The sequence below is a fragment of the Hymenobacter sp. genome (assembly GCF_035709525.1).
In the GTDB taxonomy this organism is placed as follows: domain Bacteria; phylum Bacteroidota; class Bacteroidia; order Cytophagales; family Hymenobacteraceae; genus Hymenobacter.
This window is the reverse complement of sequence record NZ_DASTEP010000208.1, coordinates 1-18,018: the sequence shown is the minus strand read 5'-3', so window position 1 is coordinate 18,018 and position 18,018 is coordinate 1. Positions and strand designations below refer to the sequence as shown.

20 protein-coding genes are annotated in these 18,018 nt (G+C 65.6%); 13 read left to right on the top strand and 7 right to left on the bottom strand.

The window, feature by feature from the left end:
• The 3 genes from VFO93_RS18425 to VFO93_RS18415 form a co-directional block, all read left to right on the top strand.
• Positions 1 to 666, top strand: a 666-nt coding sequence (locus tag VFO93_RS18425) for a spore photoproduct lyase family protein (RefSeq protein WP_349256355.1), incomplete at its 5' end; no start/stop codon positions are given.
• Between the two features lie 84 nt (positions 667 to 750).
• A complete protein-coding gene (locus VFO93_RS18420; RefSeq protein ID WP_325135856.1) occupies positions 751 to 1,467 on the top strand; it encodes a hypothetical protein in 717 nt (238 codons plus the stop codon).
• 83 nt (positions 1,468 to 1,550) lie between these two features.
• The gene (locus VFO93_RS18415) at positions 1,551 to 2,273 is read left to right on the top strand and encodes a hypothetical protein (protein WP_325135855.1); all 723 of its coding nucleotides are present in this window, start codon (positions 1,551 to 1,553) and stop codon (positions 2,271 to 2,273) included.
• 10 nt (positions 2,274 to 2,283) lie between these two features.
• Here VFO93_RS18415 and VFO93_RS18410 read toward each other — a convergent pair whose 3' ends face one another.
• Positions 2,284 to 2,556, bottom strand: coding sequence for a hypothetical protein (locus VFO93_RS18410; protein ID WP_325135854.1), 273 nt, complete (start codon positions 2,554 to 2,556; stop codon positions 2,284 to 2,286).
• A 145-nt stretch (positions 2,557 to 2,701) separates the two neighbouring features.
• Here VFO93_RS18410 and VFO93_RS18405 point away from each other — a divergent pair, with 145 nt between their 5' ends.
• A complete protein-coding gene (locus tag VFO93_RS18405; protein WP_325135853.1) occupies positions 2,702 to 2,923 on the top strand; it encodes a hypothetical protein in 222 nt (73 codons plus the stop codon).
• On the top strand, positions 2,914 to 3,321 hold the full coding sequence (locus VFO93_RS18400) for a type II toxin-antitoxin system VapC family toxin (protein ID WP_325135852.1): 408 nt from the start codon (positions 2,914 to 2,916) through the stop codon (positions 3,319 to 3,321). The genes VFO93_RS18405 and VFO93_RS18400 overlap by 10 nt, the downstream gene beginning before the upstream one ends.
• On the opposite strand, the gene VFO93_RS18395 is transcribed toward VFO93_RS18400, so the two are convergent.
• Together VFO93_RS18395 and VFO93_RS18390 are read right to left on the bottom strand one after the other, a co-directional pair.
• Positions 3,307 to 4,401, bottom strand: coding sequence for a mechanosensitive ion channel family protein (locus VFO93_RS18395; RefSeq protein ID WP_325135851.1), 1,095 nt, complete (start codon positions 4,399 to 4,401; stop codon positions 3,307 to 3,309). The two genes, VFO93_RS18400 and VFO93_RS18395, sit on opposite strands and share 15 nt — an antisense overlap.
• Positions 4,402 to 4,483: 82 nt before the next feature.
• Positions 4,484 to 5,038 (bottom strand): NUDIX hydrolase, encoded by a 555-nt coding sequence (locus VFO93_RS18390; protein ID WP_325135850.1) that lies wholly within the window; start codon positions 5,036 to 5,038, stop codon positions 4,484 to 4,486.
• Positions 5,039 to 5,232: 194 nt separating this feature from the next.
• On the opposite strand from VFO93_RS18390, the gene VFO93_RS18385 reads away from it, so the two are divergent.
• The 3 genes from VFO93_RS18385 to VFO93_RS18375 all read left to right on the top strand — a co-directional run bounded on the left by VFO93_RS18385 (position 5,233) and on the right by VFO93_RS18375 (position 7,304).
• Positions 5,233 to 5,424, top strand: a complete 192-nt coding sequence (locus VFO93_RS18385; RefSeq protein WP_325135849.1) for a cold-shock protein — start codon at positions 5,233 to 5,235, stop codon at positions 5,422 to 5,424.
• Between the two features lie 141 nt (positions 5,425 to 5,565).
• Complete coding sequence (locus VFO93_RS18380) at positions 5,566 to 6,381, top strand: PhzF family phenazine biosynthesis protein (protein ID WP_325135848.1); 816 nt, start codon at positions 5,566 to 5,568, stop codon at positions 6,379 to 6,381.
• Positions 6,382 to 6,563: 182 nt separating this feature from the next.
• Positions 6,564 to 7,304 carry a LytTR family DNA-binding domain-containing protein gene (locus VFO93_RS18375; protein WP_325135847.1) on the top strand — a complete coding sequence of 247 codons (741 nt, stop codon included), beginning with the start codon at positions 6,564 to 6,566 and terminating at the stop codon, positions 7,302 to 7,304.
• A gap of 139 nt (positions 7,305 to 7,443) precedes the next feature.
• Here the strand turns inward: VFO93_RS18375 and VFO93_RS18370 are convergent, their stop codons facing one another.
• From VFO93_RS18370 to ruvC, 3 genes are all read right to left on the bottom strand, one after another.
• Positions 7,444 to 9,711, bottom strand: a complete 2,268-nt coding sequence (locus VFO93_RS18370) for an ATP-binding protein (protein ID WP_325135846.1) — start codon at positions 9,709 to 9,711, stop codon at positions 7,444 to 7,446.
• 151 nt (positions 9,712 to 9,862) lie between these two features.
• Positions 9,863 to 10,231 carry a carboxypeptidase-like regulatory domain-containing protein gene (locus tag VFO93_RS18365; RefSeq protein WP_325135845.1) on the bottom strand — a complete coding sequence of 123 codons (369 nt, stop codon included), beginning with the start codon at positions 10,229 to 10,231 and terminating at the stop codon, positions 9,863 to 9,865.
• Positions 10,232 to 10,461: 230 nt separating this feature from the next.
• On the bottom strand, positions 10,462 to 11,019 hold the full coding sequence (gene ruvC / locus VFO93_RS18360) for a crossover junction endodeoxyribonuclease RuvC (protein ID WP_325135844.1): 558 nt from the start codon (positions 11,017 to 11,019) through the stop codon (positions 10,462 to 10,464).
• Between ruvC and VFO93_RS18355 the strand changes: the two genes are divergently transcribed.
• Positions 10,930 to 12,138 carry a lysylphosphatidylglycerol synthase transmembrane domain-containing protein gene (locus VFO93_RS18355; RefSeq protein WP_325135843.1) on the top strand — a complete coding sequence of 403 codons (1,209 nt, stop codon included), beginning with the start codon at positions 10,930 to 10,932 and terminating at the stop codon, positions 12,136 to 12,138. The genes ruvC and VFO93_RS18355 overlap by 90 nt on opposite strands.
• Positions 12,139 to 12,352: 214 nt before the next feature.
• Complete coding sequence (locus VFO93_RS18350; protein ID WP_325135842.1) at positions 12,353 to 13,354, top strand: glycosyltransferase; 1,002 nt, start codon at positions 12,353 to 12,355, stop codon at positions 13,352 to 13,354.
• Positions 13,355 to 13,790: 436 nt separating this feature from the next.
• On the opposite strand, the gene VFO93_RS18345 is transcribed toward VFO93_RS18350, so the two are convergent.
• Positions 13,791 to 14,867, bottom strand: a complete 1,077-nt coding sequence (locus VFO93_RS18345; RefSeq protein WP_325135841.1) for a sensor histidine kinase — start codon at positions 14,865 to 14,867, stop codon at positions 13,791 to 13,793.
• A gap of 289 nt (positions 14,868 to 15,156) precedes the next feature.
• Here VFO93_RS18345 and VFO93_RS18340 point away from each other — a divergent pair, with 289 nt between their 5' ends.
• The 3 genes from VFO93_RS18340 (at position 15,157) to VFO93_RS18330 (ending at position 17,872) form a co-directional block, all read left to right on the top strand.
• Positions 15,157 to 15,414, top strand: a complete 258-nt coding sequence (locus VFO93_RS18340; protein WP_325135840.1) for a hypothetical protein — start codon at positions 15,157 to 15,159, stop codon at positions 15,412 to 15,414.
• A gap of 4 nt (positions 15,415 to 15,418) precedes the next feature.
• A complete protein-coding gene (locus tag VFO93_RS18335; protein ID WP_325135839.1) occupies positions 15,419 to 16,501 on the top strand; it encodes an ABC transporter permease in 1,083 nt (360 codons plus the stop codon).
• 120 nt (positions 16,502 to 16,621) lie between these two features.
• Complete coding sequence (locus tag VFO93_RS18330; RefSeq protein ID WP_325135838.1) at positions 16,622 to 17,872, top strand: PP2C family protein-serine/threonine phosphatase; 1,251 nt, start codon at positions 16,622 to 16,624, stop codon at positions 17,870 to 17,872.
• Positions 17,873 to 18,018: the final 146 nt, after the last annotated feature.

Below are 18,018 nucleotides of genomic sequence, written 5' to 3'. Positions count from 1 at the left end.
CAGGCCTACGAGCGCCCGGACCGCCCCGTGAGCTTCGAGGCCAGCTGCTACACCGACGTGCTGGGTATCGAGCACCTCACCGGCGCGCTGGGCGAGGCCGTGCGCTACTTCGCGGGCCGCGAGGGGGCGCGCCTGCGCTTCGTGAGCAAGTACGACCACATCGACAGCCTGCTGGGCCAGCCGCACCACGGCCGCACCCGCGCCCGCGTTTCGCTCAATGCCGAGCCGCTGGCCCGGCAGCTGGAGGGCGGCACGGCCAGCGTGGAGGCGCGCATCCGGGCGCTGCGGCAGCTGGCGCTGCCGGTGGCGCAGGGCGGCGGCGGCTACCCGGTGGGCGTGCTGCTGGCCCCCATTATGCCCTTGCCCGACTGGCGGCAGCACTACGGCGAGTTGTTCGACCGCCTGCAAGCGGCCTTCGATTTTGACTGCGACCTGACGGTGGAGTTTGTGACGCACCGCTTCACGCCCGGCTCGAAGGAGGTGCTGCTGGGCTGGTACCCCAACACCACGCTCGACCTCAGCGAAGAAACCCGCGCCGTGAAGCGCAACAAGTTCGGTGGTCTCAAGTACGTCTACGACGTGCCGACCATGAAGGAGCTGAAAGCGTGGTTCTACGCCGAGTGGCAGCGGCGCTTTCCGCACGCCCCGGTGCAGTACTGGACGTAGCGGCCCGCCTGAACAATGCCAGGGAAAAAGTGTAATTTGCGGGGTACTGCGAGCGTTTCACTCGCTCCCCAGCGCCCTCCTGCCATGAAGTATCTGCTCTCCTTGCTGCTGCTGGCCAGCGCCCCCAGCCACGCCCAAAAGCCGGTGCCCTACTCGGCACCGGTGTACAAGGCTTCGCTGCGCGAAATCACGGCGCAACGCACGGCGCTGGCCGCCGCCTACCAGAAAGCAACTACCCCCGCCGCCCGCGCCGCCAGCCTCAACAAGGCCCGGCAGCTGTGGGTGAAGTCGCTGGATATGACGGTGTTTCCGGCCTGGGAGGGCACGGCCTGGAGCTTTTATGGCAACAGCTGGGCGCCGCGGCAGGGTAGCGTGGCCTGCGGCTACTTTGTGACTACTGCCTTGTTTGACACGGGCCTGCGCTTGCAGCGCACGCTGCTGGCCCAGCAGGGCTCCGAAAAGCTGATTAAAAACCTGACCACCGAGGCGCACATCACGCGCTACCGCCGCATCAGCCAGGCCGATTTTGTGCGGCGGGTGAGCGCGCTGGGGCCGGGCCTCTACCTGGTGGGCCTCGATTTTCACGTGGCGTTTCTGCGGGTGCGCGAGGGCGGAGCGGTGCAAATGGTGCACGCCTCCTGGATAGCGCCAGCCAAGGTTATCCGTGAAGCCGCCGACTCCAGCCCCGCGCTGAATTCCAAGTACCGCGTCGTCGGCAAGATTTCAGCCGACGACGACCTAGTAAAAGCCTGGCTGCTGGGCCAACCGCTGGCCGTGCACGGCGCTACGGTGAAGTCGTAAGCCACCGCCACGGCCGCGCTTATTTTGAGCAGCGCGTGTACTATATAGCGCAGGAGTAGCGTTACCGGGCCGCAACCCGCGCCATGAAAAACCTCTTCTACTCCGCCTTATTGCTGCTCGCCGGCAGCGGCTGCCACGCGCAGCCGTCCACCGATTATTCGGCCCCGGCCTACCGGGCTACCTTGCAGCGCTTCGACCAGCGGCGCACCGCGCTGGCCGCGCGCTACCGGCAGGCGGCCACGCCGGCCGCCCGCGCCACTTGCCTGGCCGAGGCGCGCGACCTGTGGCTCACGGCCCTCGACAGCACCGTGTTTCCGGCCTGGGAAAGCACACCCTGGAGCTTCTACGGCCACAGCTGGGAGCCGCGCCAGGGCAGCATTGCCTGTGGCTACTTCGTGACCACGGCCCTGCACGACGCCGGCCTGCGCCTGCCGCGCACGCTGCTGGCCAAGCAGGCAGCCACCGTCATCATCCGCAACCTCACTACCGAGGCGCACATGCACCGCTACCGGGGTATCAGCCAGGCCGCTTTTGTGCAGCAGATGCGCCAGCTCGGGCCCGGCCTCTACGTGCTGGGGCTCGACTACCACGTGGGCTTTTTGCGGGTGCGCGAGGGCGGGGCCGTGCAAATGGTGCACTCGTCGTACACCGGCGCGGGCGGCGTGGTGCGCGAAGCGGCCGATGCCAGCGCCGCCCTGGAGTCGCAGGCGCGGGTGGTGGGCAAGATTTCCGACGACACGACGCTGCTGCGCGCCTGGCTGCTGGGCACGCCGCTGGTAGCCCGCGGCTGCACCGTGAAGTCGTAGCCTCGGCGGGCTAGCAGCCGCAGCGGTAGTCGGGATAGTCGGCAAAGGCTGGCGCGGGAGTGTCATCGAGCCGGATGATGCGGTCGAGGCGCACCTCCTCGCCCGAGGCCAGCACGGCGTACTCGGCGTGGTCGCGCGTGATGAACGTGCGGATAGTCGTCGGCCCCTGCCGCAGCTCGCGCAAGTCGCTGAAATATTGTAGATAAATCTGTTGGCGGCGAGTGGCGGCGGCTTCGAGCACGTCGTAGAAGTCGCAGGCCACGGGTTGGTAGTCGGTGGACATGGGCAGTGGGCTTGGCCGGAATTTTGGCCGGATAAGCTACCCGTTAAACCTCCCAAGCGGGTTTGGGGTTCGAAATGCCAGCAAGGCGCAAAGCGCCAGTAGGCTAGCGCATTTGTACCTTGTAGCATCAACCAAAGCTTCCGTCATGACCCTTGTATTAGTAGAAGTTACGGAAGAGGCGCTTGAACGCCTCACCCAAAACGCCGACGTGCGGGTGGTGGGTATTCTGACCAAACCCGAATTGGCAGCCCCGGCCCCCCCAGCCACGCCTACGCCCATGCCTCGCAAATGGGCCGGTAGCCTCTCCGAAGCAGATGCTGCATCCTGGGATAAACACCTGACAGAAATTCGAAACGAATGGGAGTGAGATATTTAGCCGATACCAACGCGATTATCGACTTGGTTCTTGGGCGCTTGCCAGTTGCTGGGGCTAGCTGGCTAGACCAGTGCATTGGGCAAGGCTCGATAAGCCTATCCGTGGTAACGCGCATAGAATTGCTGACCAAAACGCAGCCGGCAACCGAATACGCGCTCATGCAAGAATTAGTACGCAGCGTTGAAGTACTACCGCTCGACGAGCCGGTTATCCAGCAAACTATCCGGCTGCGGCAGCAGCGCCGCATCAAGCTGCCCGACGCCATTATCGCGGCCACGGCCCTGGCGCACGGCCTGCCGCTCATTACCCGCAACGTGGCCGACTTTCAAGGCATTGTTAAGCTAATCGTTATCAATCCGCACGACCTAGCGCAGCTACCCGTCGCGTAGCAACGGCTCGTTGTGGGCCTGGGGTTGCAGCAGCATCCGCGTGCGGGGCAGGCTGTCGGGGTAGTGCCGCTGCAAATAGGCCACCAGCTGCTCGCGGGTGGCGCAGCGCAGCGCCCACAGGTCGCTGGCATTGTCGGCGCTCACCAGGGCGCGCAGCTCCACGGTAGTTTCTTTGGCGTCAGTTACTTGCAGCACGCACGCGCGCTGGTCCCAGAGCGGGTGGGCCTCCAGGATGCGGCGCAGTTCGGCGCGCAGCGCCTCGACGGGCACCGTATAATCGACGTGCAGGAACACCGCCCCCGTGAGGCGGGCGCTGTTGCGCGTCCAGTTCTGGAAGGGCTTCTCGATGAAGTAGTTGAGCGGCAGCACCAGCCGGCGCTCGTCCCAGATGTTGAGCACCACGTAGGTAAACGTGATTTCCTCGACCCGGCCCCACTCGCCTTCCACCACCAGCACGTCATCGAGCCGGATGGGTTGGGTGAAGGCTATCTGGAAGCCCGCCAGCAAGTTGCCGATGGAGCGCTGCGCCGCGAAGCCCACGATAACGCTGGCAATGCCCGCCGACGTGAGCAGGCCCGTGCCCAGGCGGCGCACCGTCTCAAAGCTCATCAGCACCAGCCCCACGGCCACGAAGCCGATAAGGCCCACCACTACTTTCTTGATGAACTGCAACTGCGTGAACAGCTTGCGCACGCGCAGGTTGTCGCCGCTTTCGAGCTGGTAGTAGCGTTGCAGCAAGTCCTGCGACACGTCCAGGGTCTTGATAAGGCCCCAGGCGAAGGAAAGAATCAGCAAAAACTCCACAAACCGGCGCAGCACCTCAAACGGCTTGGGCGGCAGCGGCACCAGCGGCAGCACCAGCGACAAGGCCAGCACCGGGAAGAAAAACGCGCTCGTGGCGCTCAGGTGCGTGCCCACCGAGCGCGCGAGCGGCGAGTCTTCGCGCCGGTCGTAGGTGCGCAGCCCGGCAAATAGTAACCACTTGAAAACCAGCCCCAGGGCCAGCGCGCCCAGCGGCACCCCCAGGATAACGAAGATGTCGGGAAAGCGGTCAAGAATGCGCTCTAGTTCGGCTCTCATGCTACTACTGCCGCCCGCGCGCGGGCAGCCCAGGTGAGCTAGCGTGTACCCGGCCCGGCCCGGAAAGGTTGGTGCAGCGCGGCTACGCGCCCAGCCGCCGCAAGGCCAGCAAACACAGCGCCACCGAGCCCGCCACCCTTATTTCGCCCCGCTCTATGTAGCCCGCTACCTCGGCCAGCGGCACCAGCACTACCTCGATGTTTTCGGTTTCGTCCAAATCTTGCTCAGCCACGCGGCGCACGTCGCGGGCCAGAAAGTAGGCAATGGTATTGGTGTCTTTGGTCGGGTTGTCAAATACTTCGGCCAGCAACTCCAGCTGCTCGGCGGCGTAGCCGGTTTCTTCGCGCAGCTCGCGGTGGGCGGCGGCCAGCTTCGAGGTTTCGCCGGCATCGACCACCCCGCCGGGGAGCTCCAGCAGTATCTGGCCGGCGGCGTGCTTGTACTGGCGCACAAAAACTACCTGGTTATCAGCCGTAAGCGGGAAGACGAGCGCCACGTCGGGCCGCACGCTCACGAAATAATCATCGAGCACCTGGCCACCGGGCAGCGCCACGTGGTCGCGGCGCAGCTGGTACCATTTATGGTTGAAAACCAGCTCCGAGCGCAGGGTTTTCCAGGGTTCTAGTGGGTTGGGCATACGGGGGAAAGGCCCGGCAATGGGCACCGTAAAGTAACGGCCGGCCCCGGTGCGGGGCCGATAATTACAATAAAGTCTGTACCTTTCCGGCATTAAAGGCAAATCGCCTCGTGTCAGTACCGCCAGCTGGCTTCGCCAGTCTGGTACTATTAGGTTCGCTGCTGCTTGCTTTATCACATTCATTCCCTAGCATCATGCAGACCGGAACCGTAAAATTCTTCAACGAAACCAAAGGCTTCGGCTTCATCAAACTCGACGAAAACGGCCAGGACGTTTTCGTACACGTAACTGACCTCATCGACGAAATTCGTGAGAACGACAAAGTGCAGTTTGAAGTAGCCCAGGGCAAAAAAGGCCCCGCCGCCGTAAAAGTATCGCTCGTGTAACGAGCTGCTTTTTTTGCACAAAAAGGCCCTGCTGATGCATCAGCAGGGCCTTTTTGCGTATGAGGCGAACGGCTTTTCGCCACTGCGCTACCTGCTGGCAGCTCTACTTTTGCCGCGCAAGTTTTCACTACTTTTCCTGCCATGACCATTCCCATCTACCAGGTCGATGCCTTCGCGCGCCGCCCGTTTGCCGGCAACCCCGCCGCCGTGTGCCCGCTGTCCGCGTGGCTGCCCGCCGAAACCATGCAGCAGATAGCGGCCGAAAACAACCTGGCCGAAACTGCCTTTTTCGTGCCCTTATCCGAAGCAGACGAGGCCGATTTTCACCTGCGCTGGTTTACGCCCACTTTCGAAATCGACCTCTGCGGCCACGCCACGCTGGCTACCGCCCACGTGCTGTACACCGAGCGTGGCTTCGCCAAGCCCGAAATAATTTTCCAAAGCCAGAGCGGCCCGCTGCGCGTGCGCCGCGAGGCCGACGGCCGCCTGGTGCTCGATTTTCCGAGCCGGCCGCCGCAGCCGCTGGCCGTGGCGCAGTACCCGGCGGCGCTGCTGCCTTCGCTGGGGCCAGGCGCGGCCGCGCCGCTGGCCGTGCTCGCCTCGCGCGATTTGGTGGTCGAGTTTGCCACCGCCTATGAGGTGCTGGCGCTACGGCCCGACTTCGCGGCGCTGGCCGACCTGGGCTATATCGGGCTGATAGCCACCGCGCCGGGCGGCGCGGGTGTCGATTTTGTATCGCGCTTTTTTGCCCCCGAGGTGGGCGTGCCCGAAGACCCCGTCACGGGCTCGGCGCACAGCACGCTCATCCCGTTCTGGGCCGAAAAGCTGGGCAAAACCGAGCTGTTTGCCCGCCAGGAATCGGCGCGGGGCGGCGAGCTGTGGTGCCGCCTGCGCGGCAGCCGCGTCGACATCGGCGGCTACGCCGTTACCTTCCTGCGCGGCGAAATAGTGCTGTAAGCCAGCGGCTAGCCAGCTTCGCCGCGCCAGAAGTCAGCTTGGGCGGGCGGTGGGCCGCGCCCGCCGCCCGTTTTCGTAGAAAGGCAGCGCTGCGCGTTATTTTTAGCGTTTCAATCTTATCGCCTGCCCCGGTAGCCGGCCTTACGCGCGCTGGGCGGCCGCCGCCAATCCTGTTTGATACTATGTCCGATACGCCCACGCTAACCTGTGTTATTGTTGACGATAACGAAATAAACCGGCTTACCCTGGAGCACCTGGTCGACCTCACGCCCGAGCTTACGCTGGTGGCCTCGCTGCCGGGCGGGGTCGAGGCGCTGCACTTTTTTCGGCAGGGCGGGCAGTGCGATTTGCTGCTGCTCGACGTGGAAATGCCTAACCTCAGCGGCCTCGAGCTGGTGAAGCTACTGCCCGCGCCCGCGCCCGCCGTAGTGCTCGTGACCACGCACCGCAGCTTCGCGGTGGCTGCCTTCGAGCTGCAAGCCGTTGACTACCTGGTGAAACCGGTCGAGTTTTCGCGCTTCAGCCAGGCCATTGCGCGGGTGCTGGCCGCGCGCCCCGCCCCGGCCGCCAGCGCGCCCGTGCCTGCTCCGGCTAAAGCCAAGGCCGACGCCAAGACGGACCTGTTCGTGAAAGTCGGCACCCGCACCATCCGGGTCGATTTCAACGACGTGCTCTACATCGAGGCGCTCTCGACCTACTCGGTGCTCGTGACGCCCACCCAAAAGCACATCGTGTATCTCACCCTCAAAAGCCTGGCCGAGCGGCTACCCTTCGACCACTTTCTGCGCGTGCACCGCTCCTACATCGTGAACATGCAACGCATTGAGGCCGTGGAAGACTACATGCTCAAACTCGGCCCTTATGAAGTGCCGGTGGGCAAGTCGTACCAGGAAGAATTTTTGAAAAACCTCCGCAGCTTGTAGCGGCGCGGGTAGGGGTTAGGTGTTGGGTATTTGGTGTTAGGTGTTAGGTGTTGAGTTTTAGGTGTTAGGCATTGTTAGTCGTAGCTGTACAGCCCCAACACCCAACACCCAACACCTAAAACCTAGTACCTACCCCCGCTCACTCTCCACTCAGCTCTTTCGGTAGCAGGTGCAGTGCCCGTTGCACCTGCGCGGTGAGCTGGGCGGCGGCGGCGGGCAACTGGGCGTGGGTAGTCGGGGTGGCTTTTTCGAGCAGCTGCACGGCCTCGCTTACCTCCTGAATGCCCAGCGACTCCAGGCTGGGCTTGATGTGGTGCACGGTTTTGGCGGCGGCTTCCCACTGGCCGGCGGCGGCGAGGCGGGCCAGCTCGGCAAGGCTGGCGGGCATGTTCTGGAGAAAGGAGCGGATAATCTTGACCACAAACTCTTCGCGGCCCCGCGCCAGGGTACGCAGCTTGGTGAGGTCGTAGGCCGGGGCGGCGGGCAGCAGCAGGCTCACCAGCGTCTGGTACACGGCTTCCTCCTCGAAGGGCTTGGCCAGGCAGGCATCCATGCCAGCGGCCAGGTAGCGGTCGCGGTCCGAGTGAAACGCATTGGCCGTGAGCGCGATAATGGGCGTGTGCGCCCGCAGCGGGTCGGCCAGCGCCCGAATGGCCGCCGTGGCATCGAGGCCGTTGAGGCCGGGCATCTGAATGTCCATCAGCACGGCGTCGTAGGGGGCTTCGTAGCGCACGCGGGCCACGCCGGCCGTGCCGTCTTCGGCCTCATCTACCTCCATGCCCCAGCCCTCGAGTAGCAGCCGGGCCACGGTGCGGTTTATCTCGTTGTCCTCCACCACCAGCACGCGGCGGCCCACTAGTGCCCCGGTGTCGTAGGCATCGAGGGGGGCGGCCACCACCGGGGCCGGGGCCTTGGGCAGGGTCAGGGTAAAGGCAAAGGTGCTGCCCTGGCCCGCCTCACTGCACAGCGTGAGCGTGCCCCCGAGCTGCGCGACCAGCGCCCGCGAAATGCTGAGCCCCAGCCCCGTACCCCCAAACACGCGGGCTGTGTCGGCATAGGCCTGGGTGAAGCCTTCAAAAATAACCTCTTGCTTATCGGCCGCGATGCCGATGCCCGTGTCTTGCACGCTAAAGCGCACCGTGAGAGTAGCGTCGGTTTCGGCGAGCTGCTCGCCGATGACGACCACCCGCCCGCTCGGTGCCGTGAACTTGATGGCGTTAGAAACCAGATTGATAAGAATCTGATTGAGGCGCAGCGAGTCGCCCAGTACCCAGGGGTAGGCGCAGGTAGTGCGCAGCGGCGTGCCCGCAAAGTGAATGCCCTTTTCCTGGGCCAGCGCCACAAACGGGCGCAGCGCCTCGCCCATCGAGTCGCAGAGGTTGAAGGCCTTTTCCTCCAGCTCCAGCTTGCCGGAGGTGATTTTGGCCATGTCGAGCACGTCGTTGATAACGCCCAGCAGGTGCTGGCCCGAGTGCCGGATGGTGCGCACAAACTCCTGCTGGCGGGCGTCGAGCGCGGTTTTGGCCAGGTGGGCCGTCATGCCCAGCACGCCGTTGAGGGGCGTCCGCATTTCGTGGCTCATGTTGGCCAGAAAGTTTTCGCGGGCCAGCACGGCGGCCTCGGCCGCCTGCTTGGCCTGGGTTAGCTGGCGCTCGGCCAGCAGGCGGTCCGTGATGTCGGTGCTCACGCACAGCACCTGGCGGGTGCCATCGGTGCGGGTGAGTAGCCGCCGCACGGTGTAGTAGCAGCGCTGCTCGCCCGAGGCCAGCGTTACCGAGCTTTCGACGGCACTGGGCTCGCCGGTGGCCAGCACGTGCGCGTCGTTGGCGTGGTAGCTGGCGCGCTCCTGCTCCTGCGTAGGAGTAGCGGGCTGGGCCTTGGTGGGGTGCATGTAGCCGCTGAGGCGGCGCAGGTCGGTAGTGGCCTGGTTTTCAAAAACCAGGTTGCCCGTGGCGTCGCGCACAAAGACGAGGTTGGGCATCGTGGCCAGAATCTCGCTGATAAACTCCTGCTGCTCGGCCAGCAGCTGCTCGGCCAGCACGCGGCCGGTCGTTTCATTGATGAAAAACGTGATGCTGCCGGCGGGCAAAATATCCACTCGCGTGCTCACCTGAAAGTAGCGCGCGCCCACCCGCACCTCGGGCAGGTCGCGGCTGGCGTGGAGGGCATTGCGCAGCTGCTCGCGGGCAACCGTGCGCTCGGCAGGAGTCAGGCTTTCGCCGAGCACGCGGGCGGCCGGGTTGATGTAAAACAGCTCGCCCTGCGCGCTAAGGCGCACGATGGGGTGGGGGTTGTTTTCGGGCAGGCTGGCCAGGAGCTGTAGCTCGGCCACTTGGCGGCGCAGGGCCGCCAGCTCAGTTTGTTCGGGCGTGTTTTCGGGGGCGACCGTGGCGGAAGAGGTAGTCATTAATCAATAGCGTAATAAAGTAAGCTGGATACTAACGTTGTAAAGACGCCACCAGGCGCCCAGGTGCTGCATTGCCCGGCTTACGCAAGTTCGCGCGCCCCTTCCCCTGAATGGAGAAAAGGCGCGCGGGCGGCCAGGCTGGACGGGCGGACTACTCGCCCAGCGCGATGCGTATCGGCTGCGGGTGCTGCGCATCGACCGCCACGCGGCGGCTGCCCAGGCCCACGTAGTCGGCCTGCACGTAGAGCGGGCCGTCGGGGGCGGGCACCAGCAGGCGAAAATTACCCGCCGCGTCGGTCACGGCAATGAGGCGGGGGTTGAAAGTCGGAAATACGCAAGCTCCGGCGCAGGGCTGGCCCTGCGGCCCCATAATGGTGCCCGCCAGCACGATGGTGCGCGGCGCAGCCACGGTGGCGGCCGGCGTGGCTACGGCCGGGGCGGGGCCGGCCTCGGCATGGGCGGGGCTGGCCAGCAGGGTGCCGGCCGCGGCGAGAGCAAGAGAAAGGTGGTGGCTGAACATCTTAATTAACAAGGTATTTAGTGGGGCTGAAAGCCCGTAGCGGAAGAGGCTGATAACTTAACGGTAACAAAAGTAGCGGCGCGGGCGGCGGGGCTTGGGTAAACTCTTTCAACCCGCCGCTTTACTGGCCGAATGCGCCCGCCAGCGTAGCGAAAGCCCGGCCAAAAGCCCGCCCGCCGCGTGAGTGGCAGGTATAAAAAAGGGTAATCCACATGAAAAAGCGCGCCGGGCTACGCCGGCTTGGGGCGGGTGGCCTTCTTGGCCGGGGCGGTGGTGCCGAGGGCGCGGCCGGGGTTGTCTTCCAAAAACTTACCCCAGCTTTTGGCGCCGGCCTTCACGTTGTTGCCTTGCTGGTAGTGGTGGCACAAGGCCACGGCCAAGGCATCGGTCGCGTCCAGAAACTTGGGTGCTTCCTCGATGGGCGGCAGCTCCAGGGTTTGGCGCAGCATGCGGGCTACCTGCTCTTTATCGGCCGAGCCCGAGCCCGTAACGGCCTGCTTGACCTTGGTGGGGGCGTACTCGACGTAGGGAATATCGCGCGAGAGGCACGCCGCGATGGCCACGCCCTGCGCCCGGCCCAGCTTGAGCATACTCTGCACGTTGACGCCGTAGAACGGGGCCTCGATAGCCAGCTCGTCGGGCAAAAACTCCTCGATGAGCTCCAACATGCGCGTAAAAATCCGCTTTAGCTTTACGGCATGGTTCGAGCCCAGCGCCTTCATATTGATAACGTCGTATTGCAGCACCCGCACGTGCTGCCCGCGCACTTCAATGACGGCGTAGCCCATAATCTGGGTGCCGGGGTCGACGCCCATAATGACCTTTTCGGCCGGGGGCAGCCGCTGCACGGGGGCGGGGGGGAGGAGGCGGGAAACGGGCATCTCTCCCAAAGTTACGCCCCCGAAGGCCCGCGCCGCCCCCCCGGCGGCGGCAACGCCTGGGTAACGCTGGCCAAAATCGGCATTACCCTGCTGACGCTGGGGCTGCTGTACCACTCCGTATTTGCGGCGCCCGACACGGCGGCGGCCTGGCGGCAACTGGTGGCGGCCACCCTCAGCGGGGCCGGGCGCGGCCCGGTGCTGGCCGCCCTGGCCCTGGTGCCCCTCAACTGGGGCCTCGAGGCCTGGAAGTGGCAGCGCCTGGCCCGCCACCTCGAGCCGCGCCACAGCTACGGCCGCAGCCTGCGGGCCGTGCTGGTGGGCCTCACGCTGGGCTTTGCCACCCCCAACCGGGTGGGCGACTACGCTGCCCGCATCCTGGAGCTGCACGCCCGGCGGCGGCTCGATGCGGTGGGGGCCGTGTTTTTGGGGCGCTACGCGCAGCTGGTGGCCACCGTGCTGGCGGGCGGGGCGGGGCTGCTGTATTTCATCTGGAATTTTTACCTGGCGGGCTACCCGGCCGCGCAGGTGGGGGTAGCGTTGGCCTTTGGGCTGGGCGGGGCACTGGCGTTGCTGCCGCTCTACCGCTCGCGGCTGCTGCTGGCGTTGCTGGTTTTGGTGAAGCCGCTGCGGCGGTTTCGGCGCTACCTGGCCATTATGCCCACTTATCCGGCGGGGGCGCTGCACGCGGTGCTGGGCCTTTCGGGGCTGCGCTACGCGGTGTTTTGCGCGCAGTTTTTGCTGCTGCTGCACGCCTACGGCACGCGGGCGGCGCTGGGGCCGGGGCTGGCGGCGGTGGCGGGCACGTTTTTGTTCAAGTCGCTGGTGCCCTCGCTCAATGCCCTGGCCGACGTAGGCGTGCGCGAGCTGTCGGCCACGCACCTGTTTGGGCTGCTGGGGCAGCCGGCGCTGCCGGTGCTCAGCGCTAGCCTCAGCTTGTGGGTTATCAATATCGCGCTGCCCAGTGCGCTGGGGCTGCTGTGGCTGCCCGGCCTGCGGGTGCTGCGCGAAGCCAAAAACCAACGCTAGTATGCACGTAGTCGGGGCTTTACTGCTGGTGGTGCCCGCGCTCTACGCGGCGGTGTGGGGGTGGCTGCGGAGCGCGCCGACCTTACCCCCCGGCCCCCGCTCCCGTGGCGAGGAGAAGCCGGGCGATAGAGTTTTGAGTGATGACGATGAAAAAGATAATTTGATTCAAAATTCAAAACTCCTAACTCAAGACTCTTTCGCACCGCTTTTTTCCGTGCTCATCGCCGCCCGCGACGAGGCCGCCGCGCTGCCGCAACTGCTCGAAGCGCTGCGCCTGCAGACCCTGCCTGCGGCACTTTTTGAGGTTTTAATCGCCGACGACCACTCGGCCGACGGTACCACCGCGCTGGTAGCCGCCGCCGAAACCACGCCTTTCGCCCTGCACCTCGTGGCCCTGCCGCCCGGCGCCACCGGCAAAAAAGCGGCCCTGGCCGCCGCCGAGGCGCAGGCCCGCGCCCCCTGGGTAGTGTGCACCGACGCCGACTGCCGCCCCGGCCCCAGCTGGCTGCAAGCCTACGCTGACCTCCTCCTCTCTTCCACTCATCCGCTCCTCCACTTCGTCAGCGGGCCGGTGCGGCTCACGCCGGGCGGGGCCTGGTTTGATGGGCTGCTGGGGCTGGAGTTTGCCGGGCTGGTGGGCGTGGGCGGCGCGTGCATCGCGCGCGGCCGCCCTACCATGTGCAACGGGGCCAACCTGGCTTTTCGGCGCGCTACCTTCCACGAAGTGGGCGGCTACGCCGACAATGCCGGCCTGGCCAGCGGCGACGACGAGTTTTTGCTGCACAAAATGCACCAGCGCTACCCGGCCGGCGTGCGCTTCCTGGCCGATGCCCGCGCCGTGGTCGACACGCCCGCGCCGGCCACGCTGCGGGCGCTGTTGCGGCAGCGGGTGCGCTGGGCCAGCAAGTACCCGCACTACCGCACGGCCGCCCCGCGCCAGCTGGCCCTGCTGGTGCTGGGGGCCAACGTAAGTTTGTTCGTAGGGCTGCTGGCTGGCTGCTGGCCCGCGCTCCGGCCGTGGGTAGCGGCTAGCTGGGCGCTCAAGCTCGGGGCCGATGCCTGGCTGCTGGCCCCCTTGCTGCGGCTGCTGCAACGGCGGCGGTGGCTGGCCTGGCTGCTGCCCTTGCAGCTGCTGTACGCGCCCTACGCGCTGGCCGTGGGCCTGGCCGGGCAGCGCGCCCAGGGCTACCGCTGGAAAGGCCGGCAGGTGCGTTGAGCCGATAAATATTGAATCGGCAAGGCCGACCCGGGAGCTGCGCCAGAGTAGCCACAAAGCGGCGGCTACCCTAGCACCCGGAGTAGCTAGCGCCTCGCAGAAATAACCAGCCACGCGGACTACCTCTGCGTGGTATATGAGTAACCCAAGTTGCAACCTAGCCCCAGCGGGGCGACCCGTCGGTAGCAACTTGCTTACCTGGGCATATTAAAGCCCCGTAGGGGCGACCCAAACGCCTGGTTGGGTCGCCCCTACGGGGCTTTAATCACTTTCCTGCTAGCGATTACTACCGACGGGTCGCCCCGCTGGGGCTAGGTTGCAACTTGGGTTAAGTAGGCAGAGCCGGCCGCGCACGCGGCGGGGCGTATACCAAGCGGGGCGGGCAGCCGGCCTCTCCGCCGCCCACCCGCCCCTGGCTACTGCTTACAGCAGTGCTTTAAAAAGGAACCTGGAGCCATACCCGGAAGCCGCCCCGTGGCTGGCGGCCTACTTCGAGGCGGCCTTGCAGGGCGCGGGCGCGCTCGTGCATCAGGTGCAGGCCCGCGCCGTCGCGGGCGGGGGCCGTGGTGGGCTGGCCGTCGTCTTCGATGCCGAGCATCAGGGCATTGGCCACCGAGTAGTGGGTCAGCGTCACGACTATCCTGGTCGGGCGGGCCGCGTGCTGAAGTACGTTGGCCACGGCCTCCTTAAAAATAAAGTAGAGGTACTGGCGCAGCTCGGCGGGCAGGCGCAGGGTGCTGTAGAGGCCATCGGCCTGCAGTTCGGTTTGCAGCCCGGCGGCGCCGGCGGTGTGGGCGAGGTGGCTGCGCATACGCTCCAGCAGCGCGCCCACGGTGTTGTCGGCCTGCGCATCGATGCCCCAGGCCAGGTCGCGCACAGTGTGGGCGGCGGCCTGGCTGCTGCCCAGCAGGCGGTCGAGGGCGGGGTTGGGCGCTGGCTGCCGCTGGCTGAGCTGGTTGGCCTGCTGGCTCACGCGGGTCAGCAGCGTGCCTACTTCGGCTTGCAGGTCGGTGGCGAGGCGCGTGCGCAGCTGCGCCTCACGCGCGGCGCGCTGGCGCAGTTGGCGGCGGGCCCACCAGCTCAGGGCCAGCGTGAGCAGCAGCCCGGCCGCGAGCCCGGCCACGGCCAGCCAAGCCTGGGAGCGGCTTTGCTCGGCGGTGCGCAGGCGCGCCTGGGTTTGCAGCAGCACCTGGCGCTGCTGCTGGTAGGCGGCTTGCAGCGCCAGGTGCTGGCTGGTGGTGGCGCGCGCGGCCGAAGCCAGGCGCGTGGTTTCGGCCGCGGCCTCGGCGGCCGGGGCCAGGCGCGGGGTGGCCGGCGCTTGTGGGCGCTGCTGGCCGTGTGGGGCAGCCGGGGCGGCGGCTAAGGCCAGCGCTTCGGAGCGAGCCGCTGCCGGCAATAATGGCGCGGCCAGCGGCCCATGCGCAGCGTGGGGCAGGCTGGCGGGCCGGGCGGCGGCGCAAGGTAAAAAGAGCAGGATTTCAACGAAAAAGATATAACTCAACAGGCACTTCATGATGCAATTTAAGGCCAATAAATGAGTAGCTTACTGCTGCCTAGCCAGGAGCTAGCCGTTGTCTGGGAATAAGCCAATCAATAGCCGGAATAAGTTGATTTTTTCGCAAAAAAGCTGGTGTGTGCTTTCGGCCAAAGCGCCTGCTAAGCCATGACCGTGCCACTCTGCGCGCGCAGCCCCCGGCGGGGGCGTGTGCCGCCGCCGGGCTATACTTGCAGGGGCGGCCGGCGCCCCAAGGCACCGCTGCCGCTACCTTTGCCCGCCTGGCCTGCGCCTAGCTTTGCTTTCCATGACCGACGCCGAATTTGACTTGCTCGACGAGCTGTATTTCGTAACCCCTTTCCGGATTTTGCTGGAAAAAACCAACCTGCCCGCCGCCGAGCTGCAAGCCCAGCTGGGCCGCCTGCTCGAGCAGGGCCTGGTGCGCTACTACTGGCCCGACCCCGACACCGAGCTGGCCTACGAGCCTACCTCGTTTGGGGCGCTAAGCCAGGATGCCAGCTACCTGGCCTCGAAGGAAGGCCTGCTGCAACACAACACCCGCTAGCCCCGTGGCAGCCGCGCCCGCCGCCCTGCCCGCCGCGCCCGATACGGCCGTGGTGGTGCCGCCCGCCCCGGCCCGCACGCCGGGCTACTACGTGCGCCAGCGCCTGTGGGCCAACCGCCCCGCCGTGGCCGGGCTGGTCTTTATCGGGCTGTGCGCGCTGGTGGCGCTGCTGGGCTACTGGATTTTGCCCGACCCTTCGCCCAACGCCAACAATGGCTTGGTGCAGCTGCAAAAGCAGCCGCCGGGCTTCGTGGCCACCATCCGGCAGGTGCCCGACCCCAACGCCCTGCCGCGCGCCAACATGCTGCAAGTATGGCTGCACGGCCAGCCCCCGCAGCTCAAAGACGAGGTAGCGAGTACCAATACTTCGCTTATCCACTCATCCACTCATCCACTCACCCGCCGCTACTGGCTAGGCACCGACAAGGCCGGGCGCGACGAGCTAAGCCGCTTGCTGCTGGGCACGCGCATCTCGCTGGGCATTGGGCTGGTAGCGGTGCTGATTTCGCTGGTGCTGGGCGTGGTAGTGGGGGCGCTGGCCGGCTACTTCGGCGGCTGGATAGACAGCTTGCTGCTGGGGCTGATGACCGTGGTGTGGAGCATTCCGGGCATTATGCTGGTGATTGCCATTTCGCTGGCCTTGGATAGCAAGGGTGTGTGGGTCAGCTTCGTAGCTGTGGGCCTGACGATGTGGGTGGATGTGGCGCGGGTGGTGCGCGGGCAGGTGCTGGGGCTGCGCTCGGCCACCTTCATCGAGGCGGGGCGGGTGCTGGGCTTGCCCACGGGCCGGCTCATTTTCGCGCACCTGCTGCCCAACCTGCGCGGGCCGCTCATTGTGCTGGCTACCAGTAATTTTGCCGCCGCCATCCTGCTCGAAGCCGGCCTGAGCTTTCTGGGCCTGGGCGTGCAGCCGCCGGCCCCGAGCTGGGGCCTGATGGTGAAGGAGGGCTACGACCTGCTCGGCACCCAGGCCGGGCTGTGGCTTACGCTGCTGCCGGGCTTGGCCATCAGCCTGCTGGTGCTGAGCTTCAACGTGCTGGGCAACGGCCTGCGCGACGCCTTCGACCCCAAAACGCAGCTAACATAAGTTGGCGGGCTGCCGCGTTGTAGCTTTGTTTGGTATTTTGAGCGGATAGTTTAGTGTTTTCTGGCTAGCGCAAGTAGCTTCGCCCCGTCCGCCGCCGATTTTCAGTTTCTTCCCCGTTTTATGCCGCAAACTGCCGCACTGGCCAGCCTCGAACGGCGGCTCTTTTTTAAGGAGCGCGAGCTACAGGCGCTACTGGAAATCACCCAGGCCATTACGCAGGATGCCAATGAGGCCGCCCTCTACAAGATTTATCAGTTTACCCTCATCGGGCAGCTGGGCGTGCGCCAGCTGGCGCTGTACGTGCTGGAGGAAAGGCAGTTCCGGCTTAAAGTAGGCTTTGGGTCTGGCCTGCGGCTGGGCTCGCTGTTTGCGCCCGCCGCCCTGCCCGAGCCCTGCCAGACGGAGCCCTGCGCGGTGGAAGAGCTGCGGCTGTCGGACGACTGGCAGGATTTTGAGCTGCTGCTGCCCGTGCGCCAGCGCGAAACGGTGCAGGCCTACGTATTCATTGGCACGGCCCAGGCGGGCTATGAGGTCAGCGAGGCGCTGGGCTTTCTCGAAACGCTGAGCAACATCCTGCTCGGGGCCGTGGCCAACCGCCGCCTGGCCCGGCAGCGCGAGGCCTCGATGGTGGCCGAGGCCGCCGTGCGCCGCGAAATCGAGATTGCCCAGCAGGTGCAGCAGCTGCTGTTTCCGCAGTCGCTGCCCAACAATGCCACCTACGCCGTGCAGGCTACCTACCTGCCCCACACCGAGATAGGCGGCGACTACTACGACGTGGTGACGCTGGCCGACGGCCGCCTGCTGGTGTGCGTGGCCGATGTGAGCGGCAAGGGCGTGCCGGCCTCGCTGCTGATGTCGAACTTTCAGGCCGGCCTGCGCACGCTGCTGCGCCAGAATATTCCGCTCGAAAATATCGTGCACGAGCTTAACCACCTGATATTTACCAACGCAGGCGGCGAGAAATTCATCACGGCTTTCCTGGGGCTCTACAACCCCGCCACGCAGGTGCTGGAGTATGTAAATGCCGGCCACAACGACCCGCTGCTGCTGCCCAACTGCGGCCCGGTGCAGCGCCTGCACGAGGGCACGTTTATGCTCGGCATCATGCCCGAGCTGCCCGCGCTGAAAGTGGGCCTGGTGCGGGTGCCGCCCCACTCGCTGTTGTTCGCCTACACCGACGGCCTCACCGAAGTGTTTGACGACCAGCACAACGAGTACGGCGAAGAAGGCGTGCTCGACCTGCTTGTGCGCAACTGCTACCTGCCCCTCACGCGCCTGCACCAGGAACTGCTGCACGACATCCGCCGCTTCAACACCCACGGCTCAAAGTTCGCCGACGACATTACGCTGCTGAGCTTGCGGGTGAAGTAGGCTTTTGGATGAGCAGGTTTTTGGATGAGTGGATGAGTGGATGAGTGGCTGGTACTGTCATGCTGAGCGCAGCGAAGCATCTCTATCGCTTCTTCCAAACCGTGCAACGAGGCGGTGGAGATGCTTCGCTACGCTCAGCATGACAG